The sequence below is a fragment of the Actinomycetota bacterium genome (assembly GCA_036280995.1).
Lineage (GTDB): Bacteria > Actinomycetota > CALGFH01 > CALGFH01 > CALGFH01 > CALGFH01.
Map to the genome: position 1 here is coordinate 1 of DASUPQ010000748.1, position 2871 is coordinate 2871.

General features: G+C 71.3%; 3 protein-coding genes. All 3 read left to right on the top strand.

The window, feature by feature from the left end; genetic code table 11:
• Positions 1-75: 75 nt before the first annotated feature.
• On the top strand, positions 76-438 hold the full coding sequence (locus VF468_25095; protein ID HEX5881565.1) for a metalloregulator ArsR/SmtB family transcription factor: 363 nt from the start codon (positions 76-78) through the stop codon (positions 436-438).
• Positions 435-1310: an arsenite methyltransferase gene (gene arsM, locus VF468_25100; protein ID HEX5881566.1), complete on the top strand. Its 876-nt coding sequence runs from the start codon at positions 435-437 to the stop codon at positions 1308-1310. The genes VF468_25095 and arsM overlap by 4 nt, the downstream gene beginning before the upstream one ends.
• A 146-nt stretch (positions 1311-1456) precedes the next feature.
• Entirely contained in the window at positions 1457-2374 is a 918-nt protein-coding gene (locus VF468_25105) for a MarR family transcriptional regulator (protein ID HEX5881567.1), read from the top strand.
• The last annotated feature ends 497 nt before the right edge of the window (positions 2375-2871 follow it).

Sequence of the window (2871 nt, forward strand, 5' to 3'; positions counted from 1 at the left end):
GCAGTTGATTGACAGATGTCGATGTATGCTGGCACCCTCGGGATCGACGTTCATCGATACGAGAGGACCTGTTGGATGGCGACCGCCACCGCAGCCGACCCGGCCACCACGGCAGCCGCCTGCTGCGCCCCGCTGGGAGCACCGTCGCGGACGGACGCCGAGGCCGAGGCGACGGCCCGGCTGTTCAAGGCCCTGGCCGACCCCCACCGGGTCAGGATCGTCAACCTGCTGGCCACCAGCCCCGACCCGGTGTGCGTGTGCGAGTTCACCGGGCCGCTCGGGCTCAGCCAGCCGACCGTCAGCCACCACCTCAAGAAGCTGGTCGCGGCCGGGCTCCTGGAGCGCGAGCAGCGCGGGACCTGGGCCTACTACTCGCTGCGACCTGACGCCCTGGACGGCCTGACCGCCGCCCTCGACCTCCAAGGAGCCAGCCGATGAGCACCTTTCAGACCGGTCAGGACGCGCTGCGTGAGCAGGTCCGGGACCGCTACGCGGCCGCCGCCCTCAAGGTCACCCGCGGCCAGAGCGACTGCGGCTGTGGGCAGCCGGCCGACTGCGGCTGCGACAGCGGCTGCTGTGGGGGCGCCGCGACCGCCGAGGAGCCCGGCTTCGGGGCCGAGCTGTACGCCGCCCTGGACCGTGACGAGCTGCCCGACAGCGCCGTGCTGGCCAGCCTGGGCTGCGGCAATCCCACGGCGGTGGCCGAGCTGCACGCCGGCGAAACGGTCCTGGACCTGGGCTCCGGAGGCGGCATCGACGTGCTGCTGAGCGCCAAGCGGGTCGGGCCGGCGGGCAAGGCCTACGGGCTCGACATGACCGAGGAGATGCTCGCCCTGGCCCGCGGCAACGCCGCCGAGGCCGGTGCAACCAACGTCGACTTCCTGAAGGGTCAGATCGAGGCCATCCCGCTGCCCGCCGAGACCATTGATGTGGTGATCTCCAACTGCGTGGTGAACCTGTCGGTCGACAAGCCGGCGGTGTTCGCCGAGACCTACCGGGTCCTGAAGCCGGGCGGCCGGATCGGGATCACCGACGTGGTCGCCGAGGACCACCTGACGCCGGAGGAGCGGGCCGAGCGGGGCGCCTGGGTCGGCTGCATCGCCGGGGCCCTCGCCAAGACCGAGTACGAGAACGGGCTGGCCGCGGCCGGCTTCGCCGACATCGCCGTGACCTTCACCCACCCGGTCGGCGACGGCCTCCACTCGGCCATCGTCAAGGCCACCAAGCCAGCCAACGCCACCTCCACCGCGGCCGTGGCCGCCGCCACCCGTCGCGAGCTCCCGGTCGTGCAGCAGTCCGGCTGCTGCTGACCTGACCCGGCCAGCGCCCGGGCGAGGCTCCCACTCGTCCGGGCGCCAGGCCGTTCTCCCGCTGACCGGAACCCAGGGACCACCCGCCACACGCTCTTACATCGACGATAGTTGCCATGGCTATAGCCACCATGTATACTATCGCCGTGTCGCGACCAACCGAGCACCCCACCACCGGCTACCTCCTCTGGCGGCTCACCACCAAGCTGCGCGCGGGCGTCGACCGGATCCTCGACCCGCTTGGCCTGACCCACGCCCAGTACACCCTGCTCGCATCCCTCTACGGCTACTCCCGGACCGGAGCCCAGCCGAGCCAGCGAGAACTTGCCGACTGGACGGGCCTGGAACCGATGTTCGTCTCCAAGCTCGCCCGCGCCCTGGAAGAGGCCGGCCTGATCGAGAGGACCAAGCATCCGGCCGACCCCCGCGCCGTCCAGCTCCGCCTCACCGACGCCGGCACCGACATCGCCCAGCGCGCCATCGGCATCGTCCACGCATTCCAAGAGGAGTTCACCGCACCGATCGGAGGGACCCAGAGCCAGCGAACCCGCGACCTCGCCCGCACCCTGCAGACCCTGCTCGGCACCGAGCACAGGAGCGACCCCATGCCACAACCGACGACATTGACCGGCCAGGACGTCGGCGAAGCCGAAGGCGCCCTTTCCGCCCTCCTCGACCGGGTCCTCGCCGGCACCAACAGCGGCATCACCCGCACCCAGTACATCGCCCTGCGCGTCCTGGCCCTCCGCGGCCCCGTCCCGTCACCCGCCGATCTCCACGACTACCTCGCCAGCCAGCCGCAACTGGGCCTGGACCGACCCCAGGTCGCCAAGCTCCTCCACAGCCTTGAAGCCAGAGGCCTCATCGCCAGCAGCGCTCCCGACGGCCCGGGGCCCACCCAGCTCACCACCGAAGGCGCCGCCCTGCAGGCCAGACTGGCCGACGCCGTTGCCGCCCTGACCGAGCGCCTCTACGCCGACCTCGACCCGGACGACCTCGCCACCGCCCACCGGGTCCTGGTCGAGCTCACCCAACGTGCCAACCGCCTCCGCGATGAACCTTGAAGCTCCCCCCGGCACAGCCCGAAGCCATCTACAGGCGCAGCACCAGCGGAACCGAGCGGTCTTCTTGACTTCCGGCGTAGAATCTGCTATGGCGCCCGGGGCCAGGACGGGTTCCGCGATGCGACCCGGGAGGAAGAGCGGCGTCGGGCGCCCCACCGTGGGGAGGTGGTGCCTATTGGAAGCCCCTGCGAACAGCGGAGAACGTGCTGGGGGTCGGAGCGCCTCCACTTCGCCCCCGGCCCCCAGCCGTTCCTCACCGGTCGTGGGCGGCCAGGTAGGTGTCCTTGCGCCCCTTGCGCCAAGCAGATGGGCGAGCTTGTGTACCGCCCCGGGTGGCGGCGGCTGGGCGAGGCGAAGCCGTCGCGTTCCAGGCCGTCGACCAGGACGGTGATGGTGCGGGCGCTGACCCCGAGCCGGTCGCGCAGGGCCGTCATGATCTGGGGTCCTTCCTCGGCGAGTTCGTGGAGCAGCCGCATCCGCGGGTAGGTCATGCCCGC